Origin of the sequence: Mesorhizobium sp. M0587 (assembly GCF_040320945.1) — a bacterium.
Taxonomy (GTDB): Bacteria; Pseudomonadota; Alphaproteobacteria; order Rhizobiales; family Rhizobiaceae; genus Mesorhizobium.
The window spans coordinates 80,628-99,955 of record NZ_JAMYQP010000010.1 but is presented as its reverse complement, the minus strand read 5'-3'; the positions used below and the strand labels follow the sequence as shown (position 1 = coordinate 99,955).

Genomic DNA, 19,328 nt, shown 5'->3' with positions numbered 1-19,328 from the left:
CATCGAGCAAAGAATCGATTTAAATCGGTTTAAACCAGCGCCGATTTTGTTTGCACTGCAGCATTTTCACGCTAATCATGACGCCGATTTCTCTTCTCTTCCGCTGCTGGAGCCCCATCCTTGGCCATTACGAAGATCCTCGTCGCCAACCGGTCTGAAATCGCCATCCGCGTCTTTCGCGCGGCCAACGAACTCGGCCTCAAAACCGTGGCGATCTGGGCCGAAGAGGACAAATATTCCCTTCACCGCTTCAAGGCGGACGAGAGTTATCAAGTCGGACGCGGCCCGCACTTGACCAGGGATATGGGCCCGATCGAAAGCTACCTGTCGATCGAGGAGGTGATCCGCGTCGCCAGGCTTTCGGGCGCCGATGCCATCCACCCGGGTTACGGCCTGTTGTCGGAAAGCCCTGAATTCGCCGAAGCCTGCGCGCAAGCGGGCATCACCTTCATCGGCCCCAGGCCCGATACGATGCGCCGGCTCGGCAACAAGGTCGCCGCGCGCAATCTGGCGATCGAGGTCGGCGTACCGGTGATCCCAGCCACAGATCCGCTGCCCGACGACATGGACGCGGTCAAGGACCTGGCCAAAGGGATCGGCTATCCCGTGATGCTGAAGGCGTCATGGGGCGGCGGCGGACGCGGCATGCGTGCCATCCGTTCCGAGGCCGATCTCGCCCGTGAGGTCACGGAAGGCAAGCGCGAGGCGAAAGCCGCCTTCGGCAAGGACGAAGTCTATCTCGAAAAGCTGATCGAGCGCGCGCGCCATGTCGAGGTGCAGGTGCTGGGCGACACGCATGGCAATGTCGTGCATCTGTTCGAGCGCGACTGCTCGATCCAGCGCCGCAACCAGAAGGTCGTCGAGCGGGCGCCGGCTCCCTATCTCGGCGAGGATTTGCGCCAGGAGCTTTGCGGTTACGCGCTGAAGATCGCGCGAGAGACCAGCTATGTCGGTGCCGGCACGGTCGAGTTCCTGCAGGATGCCGATACGGGCAAATTCTATTTCATCGAGGTCAATCCGCGCATCCAGGTCGAGCATACCGTCACCGAACAGGTGACCGGCATCGACATCGTCAAGGCGCAAATCCATATCCTCGACGGCTTCGCCATCGGTACGCCGGATTCGGGCGTGCCGGCGCAGAAGGACATCAGGCTAAACGGCCACGCCTTGCAGTGCCGCATCACCACGGAAGATCCCGAGCATAACTTCATCCCGGACTATGGCCGCATCACCGCCTATCGCGGGGCGACGGGCTTCGGCATCCGCCTCGATGGCGGCACCGCCTATTCCGGCGCGGTCATTACTCGCTTTTACGATCCGCTGCTGGAGAAGGTGACGGCGTGGGCGCCGACGCCGGCCGAGACGATCGCGCGCATGAACCGGGCGTTGCGCGAATTCCGCATCCGCGGCGTGGCGACCAACCTCACCTTCCTCGAAGCGATCATCAACCACCCGAGCTTCGCCGACAATTCCTACACGACCCGGTTCATCGACACGACGCCGGAACTGTTCCAGCAGGTCAAGCGGCAGGACCGCGCGACCAAGCTCATCAATTATCTCGCGGACGTATCGGTCAACGGTCATCCCGAAACGCGCGGCCGGCCGCAGCCGAAAGCCGATGCCGCCGCACCCGTGGTGCCTTACCTCAACGGCAATGTGCCTGATGGCAGCAAGCAGAAGCTCGACGTGCTTGGGCCGGAGAAATTCGCCGCCTGGATGCGCGACCGGAAAGAGGTGCTGGTCACCGACACGACGATGCGCGATGGCCATCAGTCGCTGCTGGCGACGCGCGTGCGCACGCATGACATTGCCGGCATCGCCGGCACCTATGCGCGTGCCTTGCCGCAGCTTCTGTCGCTGGAATGCTGGGGCGGAGCCACTTTCGACGTCGCCATGCGGTTCCTCACCGAGGATCCCTGGGAGCGGCTGTCGCTGGTGCGCGAGGCAGCGCCCAATCTGCTGCTGCAAATGCTTTTGCGCGGCGCCAACGGCGTCGGCTACACCAATTATCCCGACAATGTCGTGCAGCACTTCGTCCGCCAGGCGGCTAGCGGCGGGATCGACCTGTTCCGGGTGTTCGACTGCCTGAACTGGGTGGAGAACATGCGCGTCGCCATGGACGCGGTTGGCGCCGAAGGCAAGCTGATCGAGGCGGCGATCTGCTACACCGGCGACATTCTCGATCCGGCCAGGGCGAAGTACGACCTGAAATACTATGTCGGCCTGGCCGGGGAATTGCAGGCCGCCGGCGCCCATATCATCGCCGTCAAGGACATGGCCGGCCTGTTGAAGCCTTCCGCCGCGCGCGTGCTGTTCAAGGCGCTGCGCGAGGCGACCGACCTGCCGATCCATTTTCACACCCATGATACGTCGGGTCTTTCGGCGGCGACGGTGCTGGCGGCGGTGGAGAGCGACGTCGACGCCATCGACGCGGCGATGGACGCTTTCTCCGGCAACACGTCGCAGCCATGCCTGGGCTCGATCGTCGAGGCGCTGAAGGGCACCGACCGCGATCCGGGCCTGGATCCGCAATGGATCCGGAAAATCTCGTTCTACTGGGAAGCGGTGCGCAACCAGTACGCTGCTTTCGAAAGCGACCTCAAGGGACCGGCTTCGGAAGTCTACCTGCACGAAATGCCGGGCGGACAGTTCACCAACCTCAAGGAGCAGGCGCGTTCGCTTGGGCTGGAGACACGCTGGCACGAAGTGGCGCAGACCTATCACGACGTCAACCTGATGTTCGGCGACATCGTCAAGGTGACGCCGTCGTCCAAGGTGGTCGGCGACATGGCGCTGATGATGGTGAGCCAGGATTTGACTGTTGCCGATGTCGAGAACCCGGCTAGGGACATCGCCTTCCCGGATTCGGTCGTCTCGATGCTGCGCGGCGACCTCGGCCAGTCGCCGGGCGGTTGGCCGGCGCCGCTGCAGAAGAAGGCGCTGAAGGGCGACAAGCCAATCACCGTGCGGCCGGGTTCGCTTTTGAAGACAGCGGACCTCAAGGCCAGCCGCAAGGAAGTCGAACAGAAGCTCGAGCGCAAGATCAGTGAATACGAATTCGCTTCGTGGCTGATGTATCCGAAGGTCTTCGCCGATTTCGCGGCCGCGCAGGAGACCTACGGCCCGGTCAGCGTGCTGCCGACGCCGACCTATTTCTACGGCATGAAGCCGGAAGACGAGATTTTCGTCGACATCGAGAAGGGCAAGACGCTGGTTGTGCGTTGTCTTGCGATCGGCGATGTCGACGAGAAGGGCATGGTCACCGTGTTCTTCGAGCTAAACGGCCAGCCGCGCCGCGTGAAGGTGCCGGACCGTGCGCACGGTGCGTCGGCCGCCAAGGCCCGCCGCAAGGCCGAGCCGGGCAACGAGGCGCATGTCGGCGCGCCGATGCCGGGCGTCGTCTCGGCGCTTTCGGTCGCCGCCGGCCAGGCCGTGAAGGCCGGTGACGTGCTGCTCTCCATCGAGGCGATGAAGATGGAGACGGCGTTGCATGCCGAGCGCGACGGCACAGTCGCCGAGGTGCTGGTCAAGGCCGGCGACCAGATCGATGCCAAGGACCTGCTGATCGCTTTTGGGTAAACAAGGCTGTTGGCCGCGAGGAGCTGTCGGCGTTTGGCGGCAGCCCTTCATGACGCGTCGATAACGGCTTGACCCGCCGCCCCCGGTCGGGCATCGAACCGCTGAATTCGCCGCCGCTCGCTTCCCCGAGTCGCGGCGCCTGACCGACTTTTGGAGAAAAACATGGCCGACGATATCACCGAGACCAGCCAGACTGTTGCCGCCGGCCAGCTGCGTGCCTTCATCGAGCGCATTGAGCGGCTTGAGGAAGAGAAGAAGACCATCTCCGACGACATCAAGGAAGTGTTCGCCGAGGCCAAGGGCACCGGCTTCGACACCAAGGCGATGCGCACGATCATCAGGCTGCGCAAGAAGGACCAGGCCGAGCGGCAAGAGGAGGAAACCATCCTCGACCTCTACAAGGCCGCGCTCGGCATGGTGTAAGACTAACCGGCCGGCGTCCTATGCGGTTGCCGGAGACACGGTTTGAACCATGAGCGAATTCGACTTCGGCGCCCGCCGCGCTTCTGAATTCCGCCATCGCGCCTTCTGGACGCTGTTCGACGAACGGCATCCGGAGGAAAGGGCTCGGCTGGCGAGGCGCGGACCCTGGTTCTGGCAACGCGGGTTGCCCAACTTCGCATTGGTCCTTTCCATGTACGTGGCGCCGGCGCAGAACCATGTCGGCGTCTTTTTCGGCCGCAACGAGAAGTTCGGTGCCACGCAAGCCTGGTCGCGGTTGAAACCGTTCCAACCGGCGATCGAAGACTGGTTGAAGCTCAGGCCGGAACAGAGTTGCGAGGACCTCGGCATCAATTCCATGTGGCGGGTGAACTGCTTTGCCGAGGACAATTGGCCGGCTATGGCCGATTGGCTGGTGACCGAATGCTCGCGTGTCGAGCGTGCCGTTGCCGAAGTCCTGGGGCAGGAGTAGGTCGCCGGTGCGTGCGGACTTCTTCCGCTCGCGCTGGCTTGGCCGGGTGCCGCTGGACCGGCTGTTCTGGCGCGACATGGTGCTCGCAGGCACCGTGATAAACCTTGCGTCCTCGGTGGCCGCGCTCATCCTGCTCGGGCTCAAGCTGCCGCTTGCGCTGGTTCTGGCGGTGCATTTCGCGCCGGTGCCCTACAATATCTTCCTGACCATTTGCGTCTGGCGAACGGTTGAGACATCGGGCGGTGCCAAGGCCTCGCTAATGATGCTGGGCTCCGCGCTCTGGCTGATCGCCACGGCGGTGGTCTGAAGAGAGCGTCACCCGCCGCATACGAAAAAAGGGCGGCCAAAGCCGCCCTTCGTGCGATACAATGCCATGCCGTTCAGGCGGCCGGCTCGAATTTCAGCGCCACGCCGTTGATGCAGTAGCGCAGGCCGGTCGGCGGCGGGCCGTCCTCGAAGACGTGGCCGAGATGGCTGCCGCAGCGGGCGCAATGGCACTCGGTGCGGACCATGCCGTAGCTGCGGTCGACCGTGTTCTCGACAGAACCGGGTACCGGATCGTTGAAGCTCGGCCAGCCGGTGCCGCTCTCGAACTTCAGCTTGGATTCGAACAATGGCTGGTCGCAGCCGACGCAGGAAAAGGTGCCGGCGCGCTTTTCGTAGAGCAAGGCGCAGCTTCCCGGCCGCTCGGTGCCATGGCCGCGCATGACGGCATATTGCTCCGGCGTCAGCCGGGCGCGCCATTCGGCGTCGGTGCGGGTGACGGGATAGGCGTGGGTGTCCATTTGATCTCCTCAGCCTTGGCGGCTCGTTGTTGGTTGCAATCTCTATTCGCAACAAGATAGGCGTTTGTTACGGGTTCGCCCAGTGCCGGCATTCCAGAGCCGAATTCGCCGCATTGGCCTTCTTTCAAGCGCCTGCGCCGCCCCTCACCCGCCCTCACCTGCCCCCCCCGGCATCCTCTCCCCGTAAACGGGGCGAGGGACGCTGCCGTCGGCGATCTCGCCAACCACCAGCGGTGCAGAAAAGGCGCCGGCGTTGCGGCAAGCCCCTCTCGCCCCGTTTACGGGGAGAGATGTCCGGCAGGACAGTGAGGGGCAGCGCCAACCTCCACGATTGGTGATCTCTGAAGCGATAATCCCGCACCTCTCTAAAACTAATGCTTCCTTGAAAGCTCTCTCGTCGCGCCTTCCAGCCCGGCCAACGTCAGGGGGAACATGCGGCCGCCGAAGATATCGCGAATCATCGCGATCGAATGGGTAAAGCCCCAGTTCTTTTCGCTCTCGGGATTGAGCCATACGGCATTCGGCCACTGCCGCAGCAGGCGGCCGAGCCAGACGGCGCCGGCCTCGGGATTCCAGTGTTCCACTGACCCACCCGGATGCGCGATCTCGTAAGGACTCATCGAGGCGTCGCCGACGACGATCACCTTGTAGTCGGGACCGTATTTGCGAATGAGGTCGAAGGTCGGGATCGTCTCGGCGTGGCGACGGCGATTGTCCTTCCACACGCCCTCGTAGAGGCAGTTGTGGAAATAGAAATACTCGAGCTGGCGGAATTCGGCGCGGGCGGCCGAAAACAGCTCCTCGACGCTCTTGATGTGGTCGTCCATCGAGCCGCCGACATCGAAGAACATCAGGAGCTTCACCGCGTTGCGGCGTTCGGGCCGCGTCCGGACGTCGAGATAGCCGTGCTCGGCGGTGGCGTGAATGGTGCCGGGCAGGTCGAACTCCTCCTCGGCGCCCTCCCGTACCCAGCGGCGCAAACGCTTCAGCGCGATCTTAATATTGCGGGTGCCGAGCTCGACGGCATCGTCGAAATTCCTGAACTCGCGCTTGCCCCAGACCTTCACCGCACGACGGTTTCGGCTTTCATGCTGGCCGACACGCACGCCTTCGGGATTGTAGCCATAGGCGCCGAAGGGCGAGGTGCCGCCGGTGCCGATCCATTTCGAACCGCCCTGGTGGCGGCCCTTTTGTTCCTCGAGCCGCTGCTTCAGCGTTTCCATCAGCTTTTCGAAACCGCCGAGCGCCTCGACCAGCTTTTTCTCCTCGTCGGTCAGATGCTTTTCGGCCAGTCGGCGCAGCCACTCCTCCGGGATGTTCGCAACGTCCACCGCATCCGGCCCGCCCAGCGCTTCGATGCCCCTGAAGATATGCGCAAAGACCTGGTCGAAGCGGTCGACATGGCGTTCGTCCTTCACCAGTGCGGTGCGGGCGAGATAGTAAAAACCCTCGACGTCATAGTCGACCAATCCGGCCTCCAGCCCCTCCAGCAGCGACAGATATTCCCGGAGCGAGACGGGAACACGTGCTGCCTTGAGTTCGAGGAAGAAGGGGATGAACATGACCGCCTATCGGTGGCCTTCGATCTTCTCTCGTGCGGCGCTCGCGATAAAGGCGGAACGCGTCAGGCCGCGCCGACCTGCCTCTTCATCGATCGCCGCCAACAGGCCAGCATCGAGCGACAGATTGGCCCGAACAGGGCGTCCGGAGTCGATCAGTACCGGAATCATCACGGCGGATTCACCAGAGGCGCTGTCGATTACCCCCTGTTTGAGTAGCTCAGCAACCGTACTCGATCTTGGCAATGGCAAGTGTTTCGCCAAGCGTGCTTCTGTCCATTCGCGCACAGCGGAGGTCGCATCGGCAATGGCCGCTTCGGGGCTTGCGCCGCCTCCGTGACAACCGGGGAGGTCAGGGACCCGTACGCCCCAGACATCCTCTATGCCATCGAGAATTCCGACATAGTGCGTCATGCGGTTTGTCCTCAAATCCATCCAGCCAGCCGAGCGATCGACCGAGCGACACCGGGAGATTGTTCACGATGACGAGGCACGATGATCATCACCTCAGGCCTGTCCGGATGCTCATACTTGTCGTGCTTGCCGCCGCTGACGCTTACCCAACCATCGCGCAAAAGCCTTGTGACAATCTTGCGCGTGTTGGTTTCGATCAGCGGCATCGGCGTCCTCAACCATGCGCAATATATTGCGTAAATACAGCGGTTTCAATCGTCGATCTTGCTACAATAGATCATATTCGATGAACCCCGTGCGCCGCGCCACATGGTCGTAGAGCTTGCGCGCCGTGGCGTTGGTCTCATGGGTCATCCAGTAGACGTTCTTGACGCCGATCTTGCCGGCTTCCTGCTTGACCGCTTCGATCAATGCCGCACCGATGCCCTTACCGCGCACTTCGGGGTCGGCGAACAGATCCTGCAAGTAGCAGTTGTTTTTCTCAGACCAGCAAGAGCGATGATACAGATAGTGCGTGAGGCCGACAGCCTTGCCGTCGAGGATGGCGACGAAGCCCTTGGGCTCGAACTCACCTTCCGTGAACAGGCGCTTCCAGGTGACCTCATAGACGTCTTCGGGCAGCTTGGTTTCGTAGAAGGTAAGGTAAGCGGTCCAAAGCCGGCGCCAGTCGGCGTGGTCGGATTGAGCGAGCGGACGGACGGTGATCTCGGTCATTTCATTTCCTCCAAAGTCTTCGGATGAACCTGCCTTTCTGTTCTGTGGGCGGCAACGGTCCACAGCGGGGAAAGCGCTACTGCTGCCGCCCTATTGCTGCCTTCTTGCCATGAAGGCCAGGCGCTCGAACAGATGCACGTCCTGCTCGTTCTTCAGCAACGCGCCATGCAGCTTGGGCAGCGCGTTCTTCGGGTCGGCGCGCAGATCTTCCGGCGCAATGTCGTCGGCGACGAGCAGGCGGATCCAGTCGAGCGCTTCGGAGGTCGAGGGCTTCTTCTTCAGCCCTGGCACGTCGCGGATCTCGTAGAACTGGGTGAGCGCCGCCCGCACCAGATTCTGCTTGATGCCGGGGTAGTGGACGTCGACGATTCTGTGCAGCGTATCGACATCGGGAAAGCGGATGTAGTGGAAGAAGCAGCGGCGCAGGAAGGCGTCCGGCAGTTCCTTCTCGTTGTTGGAGGTGATGATGACGATCGGCCTGACCGTGGCGCGGATGGTCTCGCCGGTTTCGTAGACGAAGAACTCCATCCGATCCAGTTCCTGCAACAGGTCGTTGGGGAATTCGATATCGGCCTTGTCGATCTCATCGATCAGAAGCACGACCTTCCTGCCGGCCGCGAACGCTTCCCACAATTTGCCGCGTTTGATGTAGTTCTTGATGTCGTTGAACCTGATATCGCCAAGCTGGCTGTCGCGTAGCCGCGAGACGGCGTCATATTCGTAAAGACCTTGCTGTGCCCTGGTAGTCGATTTGACGTGCCACTCGATCAGATCGAGGCCAAGGGCGGCCGCCACCTGGCGGGCGAGCTCCGTCTTGCCGGTGCCGGGTTCGCCTTTACCAGCAAGGGCCGCTCCAGCGCGATCGCCGCGTTGACTGCCACCATCAGATCCTTGTCGGCGACATAGGACGCCGTGCCTTCGAAACGCATTTTTGCTCCTTGGTTTGCGCCAGACGACCGTAGGCAGCAGGCCTGGTCCGCGCAAGGGTGAGTGGGCGATGGAAAGAATGGCATCTCTCTGTGTGCATCTCACTGGCGCTTGGGGAGTCACGGGCCTATATTGGGGGTGACGGTCTGCGCTTCCCGGCAGGAGACACATTTCCCCGGGGCCTTAACGATCCTTAGGGAGCTGTCCCTGGGAAGACCCGTGGGTTTTCTCACACGGCGCCCACCTACTTTGTAGGCACCCGGGATCGACTTCTCCACCGGTCGTGTGGATCGTCACTTATTGCCTGCATCCGCGCATTTCGGCGGATATTGCGGTAGAAAACGTCGCTCCTAAAACGTCATCCAAATCTGACCTTTCTATCGTCTGGGCATGACCTCCTCAAAAGACTTGAAAAAAGAACTTCGGCTCGGAGCACTCGGACGCCGCGATGCGCTCGACGAGTTCTGGCGGGTGGAGGTCGCCCTTGAAATGGCCGAGACGGCGCGCGATCACCTCGCCGTCGAGCCGGGGCAGATCGTCTCCGGCTTCTGGCCGATGCGTTCGGAAGTCGACGTCCGGCCGCTGATGTTCGCCTTGCGCGAGAAAGGTGCAAGGCTTTGCCTGCCCGCCATCCTCGACAAGACCACCATCGTCTTTCGCGAGCTTGTGCGCGGCGCGCCGATGGTCGAGATGGGCTTCGGTACGATCGGCCCACATGAGCAAGCCGAGGTGCTCGACCCCACGGTGATGCTGGTACCGCTCGCCGCCTTCGATGCGCGCGGCCATCGCATCGGCTACGGCGCCGGCTATTACGACCGCGCCATCGCCAGGCTGGTCGACAAGGGGCAGCAGCCGCGGCTTGTCGGCATCGCCTTCGACTGCCAGGAAGTGGAGCTGGTGCCGAATGAGGAGCACGACGTGGTCCTCACCGAAATACTCACCGAGAGCGGGTTGCGCCGCTTCGCGCCAAAATTGTAGATAGTTTGTTTATCTCTAGATGCGTGATCTTTTCCGAAAGGGCATGCGGCTTTTCAGGACCTAGATGAGACTCCTCTTCCTCGGCGACATGGTTGGCAAGACGGGACGCACGGCGGTTTGGGAACAACTGCCGGGTCTGATCTCGGATTTCGGACTGGATTTCGTCATCGTCAACGGCGAGAACGCCGCGGGCGGCTTCGGCATCACCGAAGAGATCTTTCGCGAGACGATCGCGGCCGGCGCCGATGTCGTCACCACCGGCAACCATGTCTGGGACCAGCGCGACGCGCTGGCTTTCGCGCCGCGCGAGGAGCGCTTCCTGCGCCCGTCCAATTTTCCCAAGGGTACGCCCGGACGCGGCTCCGGCGTCTATATCGCCAGGAGCGGCGCGCGCGTGCTGGTCGCCAACATCATGGGCCGGGTGTTCATGCATCCCGAACTCGACGATCCATTCCAGGCCGGCGAACGCGAGCTTGCCGCCTGTCCGCTCGGCGAGCAGGCGGATGCGGTGGTCATCGACTTCCACGCCGAGGCGACCTCGGAAAAAATGTGCTTCGCGCATTTCGTCGATGGCCGCGCCAGTCTGGTCGTCGGCACCCACACGCACCAGCCGACCGGCGATCACCAGATCCTCAATGGCGGGACCGGTTACATCTCCGACGCCGGCATGTGCGGCGACTACGATTCCTCGCTCGGCATGGACAAGGAAGAGCCGCTCAACCGGTTCTTGTCGAAAGTGCCGAAAGGGCGCTTCGAGGCAGCGACCGGACCGGCGACCTTGTGCGGCGTCGGCGTCGATATTTCCGACCGCACGGGACTGACCGAGAGGATCGCGCCGTTTCGTCGCGGGCCGCGGCTGGAGGAAACCGCACCATCCTTCTGGTTGTAACATTGATATAGGCGCACGCAGTACCTAACTGGCGGCGACACTGCTCTAGATCGTTACAAGAGGGGACGACCTCCATGCAGCTTTTCGAGTTCCTGGCGCCGCATTTTCAATTCGTGTCCGACCCAACGGCCTGGGTCGCGCTGCTGACGCTGGTGGTGCTGGAGATCGTGCTCGGCATCGACAATCTGATCTTCATTTCGATCCTGACCAACAAGCTGCCGGTGGCACAACGGGCCCGCGCCCGTCGGCTCGGCATCTCGGCGGCATTGATCATGCGGCTGGTGCTGCTGGCCACCATCTCCATCATCGTCCAGCTGACGACGCCTGTGTTCACCGCTTTAGGCCACGGCTTCTCGTGGCGCGACCTGATCCTGATCGCCGGCGGCCTGTTCCTCGTCTGGAAGGCGACGAAGGAAATCCACCACACGGTCGACCCCGATGACCACAAGGATACGATGCTCGGCGAGACGCTGCAGATCTCGCTCGCCGGCGCCATCTTCCAGATCCTGCTGCTCGACCTCGTCTTCTCGATCGATTCGATCATCACCGCGGTCGGCATGACCGACGAGATCGCGATCATGTACATTGCCGTGATCGTCGCGGTCAGCGTCATGATGCTGGCGGCCGGGCCGCTGGCGGACTTCATCGCCAAGAACCCCAGCATCGTCATGCTGGCCCTGGGCTTCCTGCTGATGATCGGCATGACGCTGATCGCCGACGGCATGGGCTATCACGTGCCAAAGGGCTACATCTACGCGGCGATGGGTTTTTCCGCGCTGGTCGAGGGGCTCAACATGCTGGCGCGGCGCCGCAAGAAGGCGGGCGGCGGACATTGAGCTATGACCACCAAGGCCGCGAGCGCTGGAACCATCTCGACGCGCTGCCGATCAAGCACATCCACGACCGCTGGATCAGCCAGTATCCCGGCCATGCGCTCGGTATCATCGACCGGCTGAAGCCGGACCTCGAGGCGTGAGCGGTTGTTGCTGCTCTGATCGTGCTTCGCGAACGCGGTGCGGCTGGACGAATTGAGCCGATTTATCTATAAGCCGGCCATTCCGACAGAGAACGCCGTGCTTCCGCGAGTTGCACCCGGGACGCTCTGAAATTTTGAATTCGAGCATTTTTGCGAATATCGGGCAATGTCGCCTGGCCGCAGCATGCTCTAGCCGAACACGACAGGGGTGCCATGGCTGGCCATTCACAGTTCAAGAACATCATGCACCGCAAGGGCCGTCAGGACGCGGTGCGGTCGAAAATGTTTTCCAAGCTGGCGCGCGAAATCACCGTCGCCGCCAAGAGCGGCACGCCCGATCCATCGATGAACCCGCGCCTGCGACTGGCTATCCAGAACGCCAAGGCGGTGTCGATGCCGAAGGACAACATCCAGCGTGCCGTCAACAAAGCCTCGATGGGCGACGCCGAAAACTATGAAGCCGTGCGCTATGAGGGCTACGGCCCAGGCGGTGTCGCCGTTATCGTCGAGGCCTTGACCGACAACCGCAACCGTTCGGCGTCGAACGTGCGTGCCGCCTTCACCAAGGCAGGGGGGGCAATGGGCGAAACCGGTTCGGTGTCGTTCATGTGGGACCGCGCCGGCGAGATCTATTATCCGGCATCGGCCGGCAGCGCCGACAAGGTCATGGACGCGGCGATCGAGGCCGGCGCCGACGATGTCGAATCGGACGAGGAAGGCCACACCATCTATTGCGCGTTCGAGAGCCTTGGCGAGGTGTCGAAAGCACTGGAAGGTTCGCTCGGCGAGGCCGAATCGGTGAAGCCGATCTGGCGGCCGCAGAACAATGTCCCGGTCGACGAGGAACGGGCACAGTCGCTGATGAAGCTGGTCGCCACACTAGAGGACGACGATGACGTTCAAAGCGTCTACGCCAACTTCGAAGTCGACGACGAGACCATGGCCAAGCTCAGCGCGGCGTGAACAAAGCCTGACATGACCGAAAATCCGCTGCCCACCATCCGCATCACCTATTGCACGCAGTGCCAGTGGCTGCTGCGTGCCGGCTGGATGGCGCAGGAACTGCTCTCCACCTTCGGCGCCGATCTCGGCGAAGTGGCGCTGGTGCCCGGCACCGGTGGCATCTTCACGATTTCCTGCAACGACGTGCTGGTCTGGGACCGCAAGCGCGATGGTGGCTTTCCGGACGCGGCCAAGCTCAAGCAGCTGGTCCGGGACGTGATCGATCCGGATCGCGATCTCGGCCATTCCGATCGAAAAACAAAAGCCTGAAGATCGCCGGCCGTCACTAACGTCGCCAGGCCCCGAGAGCGGCGCCAACGGCAATGCCCATGGCTATGCCCGTGGGCAGGTCGTCGAGTGCGGCGCCGATCGCCGCCCCGACGCCCACCCCGATTGCCATGCCGAAGCCCATGTTCGAGTATTGATCCTTCAAGGCGTGTCTCCCGGACGATCCACCTGATCTGTTCAGGCGGAAACCCCATGCCGTCGGCTTCCGCTCGTCGTCAACGCGCGGCGAACCAGAAGGATGCCAGCGCGGCTATGCCGGTGAGAGTACGGACATGGTTCCACATCACCCATTCATCGAGGTAGCGCGCCCATAGGCTAGCGCCTTCGCTGCTGGCTGGATCGACGGCGGCGAGTGCGTCGTTGAGCGGCACGTTGAAGAGCATGGTCACGATCGGGTTGCCGACGATGTAGATCAGCGCGCCGGCAAGCAGCCAGAACGAGCCCGGCTGGTTCCAGCCGATGATCGCGCCGGCGATGAGCACGAGGCAGACCAGGCCGGTGCCGAAAAGCGCGGTCATGAATGCCGGGGTGATGACGGTGACGTTGATCGAATTCATCGCGGCGATGCCGCCTGCTGCCGGCAAGCCGGCGAGCGCCGGCATGACAAAGTTGGAAAAGGCGAAGAACACGCCGCCGACAATGCCCGAGCCTATCGCGGCGATGAAGATCAAGGTGGGGAGAAGTTTCGTGATCATGTCAGTGCTCCATTGGCCGATTGCGGCGGTTTCGGTTGAATGCGCCGCGACGCGGCGACGAGCTGGCTCCTCGGTCAAAACATGAGAAGTCCTCACATTTGCAAAACGTGATAAACCCTCGTATTTAGCGAGTCAAGCAATTTTGTCGGATCGGGAGCCAGTCATGGACGACACCGCCACGCACATGTCCCCCCAGGAACAGATCGCTTCGCCGCGCCGGGCGCCGAGCCAGCAGCGCAGCCGCGAGCGGGTCGAACGCATGCTGGCGGCGGCCTCGGCGCTGATCGCCGAGCAAGGCAGCGATGCCATGCGCATGGGGGAAGTCGCGGAACGGGCGGGGGTGTCGATCGGTTCGCTCTACCAGTTCTTTCCGGACAAGCGCGCGATCATCCGGGCGTTGGCCGAGCGCTACACCGCCGAGAGCCAGGCCTGTATCTCGGCGGCGCTCGCCGGCGTCAGCGACGCCGAAGGCCTGGGCCAAGCGTTTTCGGAACTGGTCGATATCTACTACCGGCTGTTCTTGGCCGAGCCTGTGATGCGCGACATCTGGTCGGGGACGCAAGCCGACAAGGCGTTGCGCCAGCTCGAACTCGCCGACAGCCGGGCCAACGCCGAATTCCTCACAGAGGTGCTCAAGCGGCTGCATCCCAGCGCCGATCCGGTGGCTCTCGACACGTCGGCGTTTCTCGTCTGGCAGATGGGCGAGGCGGCTATGCGGCTGGCGATCTCGGTCGAGCGGCAGGAGGGCGACAGGCTGGTCGCTGCCTACAAGCGCATGGCGCTGCGGGAATTGCTGGACAGGTAGAATGCTCCCCATCTTCCCTCTCGTGGGGAGGGTCGCTGCGAAGCAGCGGGGTGGGGGCGGCGCCAGCCCCCCGGACCTTCGGTCCGACCTCCACAAGGGGAAGGTAGGGCGCGAGCGCCAGCTTGAGGCGAGCCACCTCGTCGCAACAAAAAACCCGCCACCAGGCGGGTTTTTCTGATCTGCGAAAGGCCGGGTGCGGCTTAGAGGCCGAAACCTTCGAAGCGCTTCTTGAACTTCGACAGGCGGCCGCCGCGGTCGAGCAGGGTCTGCTGGCCGCCGGTCCAGGCCGGGTGGGTCGTCGGGTCGATATCGAGGTTCATCGTATCGCCTTCCTTGCCCCAGGTCGAACGGGTCATGTATTCGGTGCCGTCGGTCATGACGACCTTGATGGTGTGGTAGTCGGGATGGATATCGGTTTTCATCGCTCTGTTCCTGGCTTGCCGGCGCGGCTGACGGGCATAAGCCTGCGTCGATGCGCCCCTTTTTAAAACTCGAAGCCGCAGCTATTGAGGAGCCACGGCTTCTAAAACGGTCGGCGAGCCTATACATCAGCCGGAATTGAATCACAAGGCCGCGGCACGCGCATATTGAGGCGCATGGGCTCAAGGCGGCTAGAGGAAACACTGGGATGGCGCAAACCAGCAGCGCAGACGAGCGCCGGCGCTCGCTCAAGCCGCTCAGACGTCTGTTCCCCTATATCGGCCGCTACCGCAAAATGGTTGCCGGCGCCGTCATCTCGCTGACTGTCGCGGCGGTGACGACGCTGGCGCTGCCACTTGCCGTACGGCGGATGATCGACCACGGATTTACGCCTTCCGGCACGATCTTGATCGCCGAATATTTTGCCGCGTTGGTGGCGATGGCCGCGCTGCTGGCGGCGGCGTCGGCCGGCCGCTACTATTTCGTCATCACGCTCGGCGAGCGCGTTGTCGCCGATATCAGGCGCGACGTCTTCGCCCATGTCACCACATTGTCGCCGGCCTTCTTCGACAGCGCACAATCGGGCGAGATCGTGTCGCGGCTCTCCGCCGACACCACGCAGGTCAAGTCGGCTGTCGGCGCCACCGCTTCGGTGGCGCTGCGCAATGTCATCCTTGGCCTTGGAGCCGTGGCGATGATGGTCGTCACCAGTCCGAAACTGTCCGGCCTGGTCATTGCGGCCATACCCGTCGTCGTCCTGCCGCTGGTCGCCTTCGGCCGATCGGTGCGGCGCAAATCGCGGCAGGCGCAGGACACGTTGGCGGAAGCGACCGCCTATGCCAGCGAGCAGATCGGCGCGGTGCGCACGCTGCAGGCCTTCACCAACGAAAAGCTGGTCACCAGCCACTTCTCGGGCGCGGTGGATGCCGCTTTCGAGGCAGCGCGCGCTTCGATCTTCGCGCGCTCGTTCCTCACCTTCTTCGCCATCTTCGCCATCTTTTCCTCCGTCGTGGCGGTGCTGTGGTTCGGTTCGCGCGATGTCCTCGACGGTACGCTGTCACCCGGCACGCTCGGCCAGTTCCTGCTCTATTCGGTGTTCGCCGCCGGCGCGCTCGGCGCGCTGTCGGAAGTCTGGGGCGAACTTGCGCAGGCGGCGGGTGCCGCCGAGCGGCTGACCGAGATCCTGGCCGAGAAGCCGGCGATCCAGGCTCCGGCCGATCCCAAGCCGCTGCCGGCAGCCGCCAAGGGTGCGATCGCTTTCGACGCCGTATCCTTCTCTTATCCGGCAAGACCCGATCGCGCCGCCGTGCATGGCTTGAGCTTTGAGGTAATGCCCGGCGAGACGGTGGCGATCGTTGGTCCGTCGGGCGCCGGCAAGAGCACGGTCTTTTCGCTGATCCTGCGCTTCTACGATCCGGAAACAGGCAGGATCCTGATCGATGGCGTCAACGTGCGCGAAGCCGATCCTGCTTCGGTTCGCGCGCGCATCGCCATCGTGCCTCAGGACGTCACCATTTTCGCGGCAAGCGCGCGCGACAATATCGGCTTTGGCCGGCCGGGGGCCAGCGATGCCGAGATCGAAGCGGCGGCCAGGGATGCGCTGGCCGATGAATTCATTCTCAAGCTCGACAAAGGCTATGCCAGCCAGCTTGGCGAGCGTGGCGTGACGCTCTCCGGCGGCCAGCGCCAGCGGGTGGCGATCGCCCGCGCCATCCTGCGCGACGCGCCGATCCTTTTGCTCGACGAGGCGACTTCGGCGCTCGACGCCGAGAGCGAGACGCTGGTGCAGACGGCACTTGAGCGGCTGATGCGGGGCCGCACCACCATCGTCATCGCCCACCGCCTGGCAACGGTGCTGAAGGCCGACAGGATCCTGGTGATGGATGGCGGAAGCATCGTCGAGGAAGGCACGCATCAGAGCCTGGTGACCAAAGGCGGCATCTATGCGCGGCTGGCCAAGCTGCAGTTCGAAACCGGCGCCAGCGCCTTCAGGGGCGCGGCCGAGTAAAGAAGGCGTCAGCTGGCTCGCCAATCCTTCAGCAGCACGACGCTGCCAAACTGCGAGGCCTTGGCAAAGTGGCGCTGATCGGCCGTGACAAAGGTGGCGCCGCGTTCTATCGCCATTGCGTGATAGATGCTGTCGAACAAGGTAGGATAACCATTGCCGGGCACGGCTGATGTGGCAATTTTCTCCGCCGTTGCCAGATCCTGCGCCGTCGGCTCTTCGATCGCTAGCCCCAGTTCTCGAAATTGGTCGAAAAGCTGGCCAACCGTCGCGAGCGGCAATTCGACGTGCAACGCGGCCGAAAGAGCCTCGTACAGCACCACCGACGGAGCAAGATAACCTTGGCCCTGGTCCACCATGTGATCAATCAAGTTCCGAGCTGCCTCGCTGTCTTCTTCCTGCTTGAAAGTTTCACGAAGACGGAAGCGTCGACGACGATCATTTCCTGGGGCCGTTGAGGGTGTCAGGGGATCGGCCGTCCCACTTCACGCGCTGGGCGTGCAGAAAGTCGGTGGTACTTTCGCTTTTGGGGTGGGCTCCGCGCGGCAGGTCATTCAGGGTTTTCTTGAGGCGCTTGACGGCGACTGCGCGCAACGCTTGATCGATTGCGGTTTCCACGAAACGTGACCTTTCGCTTTTTGGAACTTCGTCCTCAAGCCGGTTCTTTATTTCTGCGGCGATCGAAAAAGTAGCGCGCTCCTTTGGAGGGGAAATTCCCACGATGCGTTCTCCCAATTCCTCACACTAAAATATATGCGCTGAGGATATGAAACGCTAATGCGGCTCACGCGGCTCCATAGCGTTTGCGTAAATGTTCGGTGAAATACACGGCGTTGAGCTTTTCGCCGGTGGCGCGTTCGAGCAGGTTTGGCGTCGACCAACGTGATCCCTGCGACCAGATTCTGTCGCGCCGCCAGGCGTTGATCGCTTCGAAATTGCCTTTGGCAAGATCGTCGTCCGTGGAAGCATGCTCGCGCGTCAACGCCGCCCATTGCTGTGCCGCCATCATCGCGCCAAGCGTGTAGGAGGGGAAATAGCCGAAGGCAGCACCCGGCCAATGCACGTCCTGCATCGGCCCGTCGGCGGGATTGTCGAGGGTTGAGAGGCCGAGATAGTCGCGCATCTTGGCGTCCCAGGCCTCGGGCAAGTCGGCCACCTCCAGCCTGCCCGAGACGAGTTCCTGCTCCAGCTCGTAGCGCAGGATGACATGCAGCGGGTACGTCACCTCGTCGGCATCGACACGGATCAGGCCGCGCTCGACATGGTGGACATGCGGCAGGATGTCGTCGAGCGACCAGGCTTCGCCGAGATGCTTTTCCACGACCGGCAATGCCCAACGCCAGAAGGCGGGATTGCGCCCGATCTGCTTTTCAACGAACAGGCTCTGGCTTTCATGCACCGCCATGCCGCGCGCCTTGCCGAGCGGCCAGTGCGACCACGCCTTCGGCAGGTTCTGCTCGTAGAGTGCATGGCCGGTCTCGTGCAGCACGCCCATCAGCGCCGACAGGAAATCGGAAGTCTTGTAGCGGGTGGTGATGCGCACGTCGCTAGGCACACCGCCGCAGAACGGATGGTGCGACACCGACAGCGAGCCGTGCGTCAGGTCGAAGCCGACCGCCGCCATCATGGCAAGGCCGAGTTCGCGTTGGCGGTCGATCGCATAAGTGCCCGAAAGCGGCTTCAGTGGATGCTTGCGCAGCCGCGCTTCCTGGATCGCCAATGCTTCCGGCACGAAGCCTCTCAGGAAACTCTTCAGGTCGGCGAACACAGGAGTGATGTCGGCGGTGCGGTTGCCGGGGTCGTACTGCTCCATCAGCGCGTCGTAGGGGGCGAGACCGAGCACGTCGGCACGCAGAGCCGCTTCTTCGCGCACCAGCGCCACCACGCCCTCGAGCGCAGGCTGGAAGCCGGCCCAGTCGTTCTTGGCGCGCAGGTAGCGCCACAATTGCTCGCAACGCATGCGCGCCGTCGTCTGGCGTTCGACGAATTCGACCGGCAGGCAGGTCAGGTTGGTGTATTGCCGCCGCAGCTCGGCCAGGGCAGCCCGCTGCTGGTCGTCGAGCACCTCGCCTTCGGCCGCGGCGATCCAGTCGGCGATCTCCGGCGCGGTCGCCCTTGTGTGATACATGCCGGCCAGCGCCGACATCGCCTCGGCGCGCTTCTCGCCGCCGCCGACGGCCATGTGGGTCGCTTCATCGGCGCCGAGGATGGCCAGCGCATGCTCAAGAGCTTCGAGCTTGTGGCCGAGGTCGTCGAGTTTCTGAAAGGACATGGCTGCTTCCGTGATTGGGGACGGCGCGAAAAGATACCAACGCAAGAGCGTTTGCAACCCTCGGGCGCCGCTCGTCATATGCGTCTTGCGCTGGCGAGCCGACGCGT

The 19,328-nt window shown here is 62.9% G+C and carries 22 protein-coding genes, 1 other RNA gene and 2 pseudogenes; 13 read left to right on the top strand and 12 right to left on the bottom strand.

All coding sequences use genetic code 11. The features are described from left to right. Nucleotides 1-120 precede the first annotated feature (120 nt). The 4 genes from pyc to NKI49_RS12180 all read left to right on the top strand — a co-directional run bounded on the left by pyc (nucleotide 121) and on the right by NKI49_RS12180 (nucleotide 4,799). On the top strand, nucleotides 121-3,579 hold the full coding sequence (pyc, locus tag NKI49_RS12195; RefSeq protein WP_352600467.1) for a pyruvate carboxylase: 3,459 nt from the start codon (nucleotides 121-123) through the stop codon (nucleotides 3,577-3,579). Between the two features lie 162 nt (nucleotides 3,580-3,741). Continuing rightward, entirely contained in the window at nucleotides 3,742-4,002 is a 261-nt protein-coding gene (locus NKI49_RS12190) for a DUF2312 domain-containing protein (protein ID WP_027027312.1), read from the top strand. Nucleotides 4,003-4,051: 49 nt separating this feature from the next. Beyond that, nucleotides 4,052-4,492, top strand: coding sequence for a hypothetical protein (locus NKI49_RS12185; RefSeq protein WP_352600464.1), 441 nt, complete (start codon nucleotides 4,052-4,054; stop codon nucleotides 4,490-4,492). Between the two features lie 7 nt (nucleotides 4,493-4,499). Further along, the gene (locus NKI49_RS12180; protein WP_352600462.1) at nucleotides 4,500-4,799 is read left to right on the top strand and encodes a hypothetical protein; all 300 of its coding nucleotides are present in this window, start codon (nucleotides 4,500-4,502) and stop codon (nucleotides 4,797-4,799) included. 73 nt (nucleotides 4,800-4,872) lie between these two features. On the opposite strand, the gene msrB is transcribed toward NKI49_RS12180, so the two are convergent. The 6 genes and pseudogenes from msrB to NKI49_RS12150 all read right to left on the bottom strand — a co-directional run bounded on the left by msrB (nucleotide 4,873) and on the right by NKI49_RS12150 (nucleotide 8,893). Further along, nucleotides 4,873-5,277: a peptide-methionine (R)-S-oxide reductase MsrB gene (msrB, locus tag NKI49_RS12175; RefSeq protein ID WP_027027309.1), complete on the bottom strand. Its 405-nt coding sequence runs from the start codon at nucleotides 5,275-5,277 to the stop codon at nucleotides 4,873-4,875. 371 nt (nucleotides 5,278-5,648) lie between these two features. Then, nucleotides 5,649-6,839 carry a vWA domain-containing protein gene (locus NKI49_RS12170; protein ID WP_352600460.1) on the bottom strand — a complete coding sequence of 397 codons (1,191 nt, stop codon included), beginning with the start codon at nucleotides 6,837-6,839 and terminating at the stop codon, nucleotides 5,649-5,651. Nucleotides 6,840-6,845: 6 nt separating this feature from the next. Beyond that, nucleotides 6,846-7,250 carry a type II toxin-antitoxin system HicB family antitoxin gene (locus NKI49_RS12165; RefSeq protein ID WP_352600458.1) on the bottom strand — a complete coding sequence of 135 codons (405 nt, stop codon included), beginning with the start codon at nucleotides 7,248-7,250 and terminating at the stop codon, nucleotides 6,846-6,848. An 11-nt stretch (nucleotides 7,251-7,261) separates the two neighbouring features. Beyond that, on the bottom strand, nucleotides 7,262-7,456 hold the full coding sequence (locus NKI49_RS12160) for a type II toxin-antitoxin system HicA family toxin (protein ID WP_352600456.1): 195 nt from the start codon (nucleotides 7,454-7,456) through the stop codon (nucleotides 7,262-7,264). A 61-nt stretch (nucleotides 7,457-7,517) separates the two neighbouring features. Then, the gene (locus NKI49_RS12155) at nucleotides 7,518-7,964 is read right to left on the bottom strand and encodes a GNAT family N-acetyltransferase (protein ID WP_352600454.1); all 447 of its coding nucleotides are present in this window, start codon (nucleotides 7,962-7,964) and stop codon (nucleotides 7,518-7,520) included. Between the two features lie 90 nt (nucleotides 7,965-8,054). Continuing rightward, nucleotides 8,055-8,893, bottom strand: a pseudogene (locus NKI49_RS12150) (AAA family ATPase). 138 nt (nucleotides 8,894-9,031) lie between these two features. Between NKI49_RS12150 and ssrS the strand changes: the two are divergent. The 7 genes and pseudogenes from ssrS (at nucleotide 9,032) to NKI49_RS12115 (ending at nucleotide 13,006) form a co-directional block, all read left to right on the top strand. Next, nucleotides 9,032-9,187, top strand: a non-coding RNA gene (gene ssrS / locus NKI49_RS12145) — 6S RNA. A gap of 94 nt (nucleotides 9,188-9,281) precedes the next feature. Further along, nucleotides 9,282-9,869, top strand: a complete 588-nt coding sequence (locus NKI49_RS12140; protein WP_352600452.1) for a 5-formyltetrahydrofolate cyclo-ligase — start codon at nucleotides 9,282-9,284, stop codon at nucleotides 9,867-9,869. Nucleotides 9,870-9,933: 64 nt separating this feature from the next. Next, on the top strand, nucleotides 9,934-10,758 hold the full coding sequence (locus tag NKI49_RS12135) for a TIGR00282 family metallophosphoesterase (protein ID WP_352600450.1): 825 nt from the start codon (nucleotides 9,934-9,936) through the stop codon (nucleotides 10,756-10,758). Between the two features lie 74 nt (nucleotides 10,759-10,832). Then, on the top strand, nucleotides 10,833-11,594 hold the full coding sequence (locus tag NKI49_RS12130; protein WP_352600448.1) for a TerC family protein: 762 nt from the start codon (nucleotides 10,833-10,835) through the stop codon (nucleotides 11,592-11,594). 11 nt (nucleotides 11,595-11,605) lie between these two features. Continuing rightward, nucleotides 11,606-11,734 (top strand): annotated as a pseudogene (locus tag NKI49_RS12125) (transcriptional regulator); the annotation flags it as partial. A 213-nt stretch (nucleotides 11,735-11,947) separates the two neighbouring features. Further along, the gene (locus NKI49_RS12120; RefSeq protein WP_352600446.1) at nucleotides 11,948-12,697 is read left to right on the top strand and encodes a YebC/PmpR family DNA-binding transcriptional regulator; all 750 of its coding nucleotides are present in this window, start codon (nucleotides 11,948-11,950) and stop codon (nucleotides 12,695-12,697) included. Nucleotides 12,698-12,709: 12 nt separating this feature from the next. After that, complete coding sequence (locus NKI49_RS12115) at nucleotides 12,710-13,006, top strand: Rdx family protein (RefSeq protein ID WP_352600444.1); 297 nt, start codon at nucleotides 12,710-12,712, stop codon at nucleotides 13,004-13,006. Nucleotides 13,007-13,022: 16 nt separating this feature from the next. Here the strand turns inward: NKI49_RS12115 and NKI49_RS12110 are convergent, their stop codons facing one another. Together NKI49_RS12110 and NKI49_RS12105 are read right to left on the bottom strand one after the other, a co-directional pair. Beyond that, nucleotides 13,023-13,169: a glycine zipper domain-containing protein gene (locus tag NKI49_RS12110; protein ID WP_352600524.1), complete on the bottom strand. Its 147-nt coding sequence runs from the start codon at nucleotides 13,167-13,169 to the stop codon at nucleotides 13,023-13,025. A gap of 70 nt (nucleotides 13,170-13,239) precedes the next feature. Next, complete coding sequence (locus NKI49_RS12105; protein WP_352600442.1) at nucleotides 13,240-13,719, bottom strand: anthrone oxygenase family protein; 480 nt, start codon at nucleotides 13,717-13,719, stop codon at nucleotides 13,240-13,242. Between the two features lie 163 nt (nucleotides 13,720-13,882). Between NKI49_RS12105 and NKI49_RS12100 the strand changes: the two genes are divergently transcribed. Beyond that, nucleotides 13,883-14,524 (top strand): TetR/AcrR family transcriptional regulator, encoded by a 642-nt coding sequence (locus NKI49_RS12100; protein WP_352600440.1) that lies wholly within the window; start codon nucleotides 13,883-13,885, stop codon nucleotides 14,522-14,524. Between the two features lie 200 nt (nucleotides 14,525-14,724). On the opposite strand, the gene rpmE is transcribed toward NKI49_RS12100, so the two are convergent. Then, the gene (rpmE, locus tag NKI49_RS12095; RefSeq protein ID WP_006327661.1) at nucleotides 14,725-14,946 is read right to left on the bottom strand and encodes a 50S ribosomal protein L31; all 222 of its coding nucleotides are present in this window, start codon (nucleotides 14,944-14,946) and stop codon (nucleotides 14,725-14,727) included. Nucleotides 14,947-15,152: 206 nt separating this feature from the next. On the opposite strand from rpmE, the gene NKI49_RS12090 reads away from it, so the two are divergent. Further along, nucleotides 15,153-16,952, top strand: coding sequence for an ABC transporter transmembrane domain-containing protein (locus tag NKI49_RS12090; protein WP_352600438.1), 1,800 nt, complete (start codon nucleotides 15,153-15,155; stop codon nucleotides 16,950-16,952). Nucleotides 16,953-16,960: 8 nt separating this feature from the next. Here the strand turns inward: NKI49_RS12090 and NKI49_RS12085 are convergent, their stop codons facing one another. The 3 genes from NKI49_RS12085 to NKI49_RS12075 form a co-directional block, all read right to left on the bottom strand. Further along, nucleotides 16,961-17,320: a PIN domain-containing protein gene (locus NKI49_RS12085; RefSeq protein ID WP_352600436.1), complete on the bottom strand. Its 360-nt coding sequence runs from the start codon at nucleotides 17,318-17,320 to the stop codon at nucleotides 16,961-16,963. A gap of 67 nt (nucleotides 17,321-17,387) precedes the next feature. Next, entirely contained in the window at nucleotides 17,388-17,669 is a 282-nt protein-coding gene (locus tag NKI49_RS12080; RefSeq protein WP_352600434.1) for a hypothetical protein, read from the bottom strand. A 64-nt stretch (nucleotides 17,670-17,733) separates the two neighbouring features. Then, nucleotides 17,734-19,221, bottom strand: a complete 1,488-nt coding sequence (locus NKI49_RS12075; protein ID WP_352600432.1) for a carboxypeptidase M32 — start codon at nucleotides 19,219-19,221, stop codon at nucleotides 17,734-17,736. Nucleotides 19,222-19,328 lie beyond the last annotated feature (107 nt).

Bases quoted from the DNA above. Each gene is read 5' to 3' on its own strand.
- NKI49_RS12105 (WP_352600442.1), bottom strand. From the start codon at position 13,719: ATGATCACGAAACTTCTCCCCACCTTGATCTTCATCGCCGCGATAGGC.
- NKI49_RS12090 (WP_352600438.1), top strand. From the start codon at position 15,153: ATGGCGCAAACCAGCAGCGCAGACGAGCGCCGGCGCTCGCTCAAGCCG.
- NKI49_RS12135 (WP_352600450.1), top strand. From the start codon at position 9,934: ATGAGACTCCTCTTCCTCGGCGACATGGTTGGCAAGACGGGACGCACG.
- NKI49_RS12185 (WP_352600464.1), top strand. From the start codon at position 4,052: ATGAGCGAATTCGACTTCGGCGCCCGCCGCGCTTCTGAATTCCGCCAT.
- NKI49_RS12165 (WP_352600458.1), bottom strand. From the start codon at position 7,250: ATGACGCACTATGTCGGAATTCTCGATGGCATAGAGGATGTCTGGGGC.
- msrB (WP_027027309.1), bottom strand. From the start codon at position 5,277: ATGGACACCCACGCCTATCCCGTCACCCGCACCGACGCCGAATGGCGC.
- NKI49_RS12140 (WP_352600452.1), top strand. From the start codon at position 9,282: ATGACCTCCTCAAAAGACTTGAAAAAAGAACTTCGGCTCGGAGCACTC.
- NKI49_RS12130 (WP_352600448.1), top strand. From the start codon at position 10,833: ATGCAGCTTTTCGAGTTCCTGGCGCCGCATTTTCAATTCGTGTCCGAC.
- NKI49_RS12100 (WP_352600440.1), top strand. From the start codon at position 13,883: ATGGACGACACCGCCACGCACATGTCCCCCCAGGAACAGATCGCTTCG.
- NKI49_RS12075 (WP_352600432.1), bottom strand. From the start codon at position 19,221: ATGTCCTTTCAGAAACTCGACGACCTCGGCCACAAGCTCGAAGCTCTT.
- rpmE (WP_006327661.1), bottom strand. From the start codon at position 14,946: ATGAAAACCGATATCCATCCCGACTACCACACCATCAAGGTCGTCATG.
- NKI49_RS12155 (WP_352600454.1), bottom strand. From the start codon at position 7,964: ATGACCGAGATCACCGTCCGTCCGCTCGCTCAATCCGACCACGCCGAC.
- NKI49_RS12120 (WP_352600446.1), top strand. From the start codon at position 11,948: ATGGCTGGCCATTCACAGTTCAAGAACATCATGCACCGCAAGGGCCGT.
- NKI49_RS12115 (WP_352600444.1), top strand. From the start codon at position 12,710: ATGACCGAAAATCCGCTGCCCACCATCCGCATCACCTATTGCACGCAG.
- NKI49_RS12190 (WP_027027312.1), top strand. From the start codon at position 3,742: ATGGCCGACGATATCACCGAGACCAGCCAGACTGTTGCCGCCGGCCAG.
- NKI49_RS12170 (WP_352600460.1), bottom strand. From the start codon at position 6,839: ATGTTCATCCCCTTCTTCCTCGAACTCAAGGCAGCACGTGTTCCCGTC.
- NKI49_RS12160 (WP_352600456.1), bottom strand. From the start codon at position 7,456: ATGCCGCTGATCGAAACCAACACGCGCAAGATTGTCACAAGGCTTTTG.